The sequence below is a fragment of the Bradyrhizobium sp. Ken64 genome (assembly GCF_055807555.1).
This window is the reverse complement of sequence record NZ_JBVVPA010000068.1, coordinates 1-1474: the sequence shown is the minus strand read 5'-3', so window position 1 is coordinate 1474 and position 1474 is coordinate 1. Positions and strand designations below refer to the sequence as shown.

Genomic DNA, 1474 nt, shown 5'->3' with positions numbered 1-1474 from the left:
CTCCTCAGAGCTTGAGAATGTTTTGCTCCCGCCGGGAGAGTTTTGCATTGCCTGGAGAGCGGTGACCCCAAGGTTTTCAGCTGAACCGGCCTGCTGATGGGGGCTTTGTAGGCGCCTGTTGGTGCGGGCTCGCCTATTTATGCCGCTTGCGCCTTGGCGTGTAAGGCGAAGAAGCGCATCATGTTGTGAGCGACCGCGAACCACAACAGGTGGATGCGGGCCTTGATCTTGCCGCGCAGGGATAACTGGCGCAGGCCCATGCGTCGGGCATGGGCGTTGATGCATTCGTGTTCGCAACGCAGCCGGTAGAACGCCTTGCCATCGTCGCTCTTCATGCGTTCACGCCAGTCCGCGACGCCAACACCGTCACCTTTCTTCGGGGCATAAGGGTCGGTGCCGTGTTTTGTCTGCGCTGGCGGACACCACACTTTTATACCGTTGGCATGGGCCCACTCAATGGCTTCGTTTTTGGTGAAGCCGCCATCGACCAGATAGTTGGAGGGTTGGTAGCCTTCGGCATGCACCATCTCGATCCCCGGCTGGGCCAAGCCCCGATCCGAGCCGCTGGTATCGATATCGACCGCAACGATCACCTGGTGTTCCGGAGCCGATACGATCTGTGTGTTGTAGGCCGGGCGCCATCCGCCATCGGCCATCTTCATCACCCGTGCGTCGGCATCGGTGGTGGAAGCGCGCGGCGACTTCTGCTTGGCCACCTCTTTCTTGTTGGTTTTCTCTCGCCGCTCCCGCTCGGCTTCCAGCTCCTTCATGCGTTCCTGCGCCGCCGCGATCCGCTCCGCACGCTCGCGGGCGCCACGCTCCTTTGCCGCACGCCGACGCCGATCATCGGCCGCAGGATCGGTCTCGACTTCAAAGCGCAGGCGCTCCACCCGCGTCTGCGCTGCCGTCTTCAACTCATCAAGCCGGGGCCGCCGGCGGAACGAGCCCGCTCCGGCCGCCGCGCGCACCCGCAAACCATCCTGCGCCAAGGTGTCGAGCGACACCAATCCAGCGTCCACCATCGACGCGACGCCCTGTGTCAGCAGCCGTTCCAGAACCGCCATATGGGCGATCCGGAAGTTCGACAGGCTGTGATAGTTCATCGACACTCCGCCGCACAACCAACGATAGATCAGATGATCCCGGCACAGCCGGTCCAGTTGGCGAGCGCTGCCCACTCCATCGATCGTGGCCCAGAGCCAAAGCGCCAGCATCAGCTTCGGCGAGGCCGGCGGATGTCCGGGCTCGCCCTCCCGCGCCTTGATGACGTCGTACAGCGCCGACAGATCCAGCCCCTCGACAAACGACCAAACCGCGCGGACCGGATGATCATCCGCTACCAGATCGTCCAACGCCGCGACCTGCATGCTCATCTGGCGCCGTTCCGGTTCTCGCAACCGCACCGCGCCGCGTCCCTTGGGTAGTGGCTTATCCTGCTCGGGCAAATCCTCAAACAATTGATCGTCAGCCATCA

The 1474-nt window shown here is 63.0% G+C and carries 1 protein-coding gene; it reads right to left on the bottom strand.

What is annotated here, in order from left to right:
• Positions 1-137: 137 nt before the first annotated feature.
• Entirely contained in the window at positions 138-1472 is a 1335-nt protein-coding gene (locus AC0L2F_RS35650; protein ID WP_473251511.1) for an IS1182-like element ISBrsp10 family transposase, read from the bottom strand.
• Positions 1473-1474: the final 2 nt, after the last annotated feature.

Bases quoted from the DNA above. Each gene is read 5' to 3' on its own strand.
- AC0L2F_RS35650 (WP_473251511.1), bottom strand. From the start codon at position 1,472: ATGGCTGACGATCAATTGTTTGAGGATTTGCCCGAGCAGGATAAGCCA.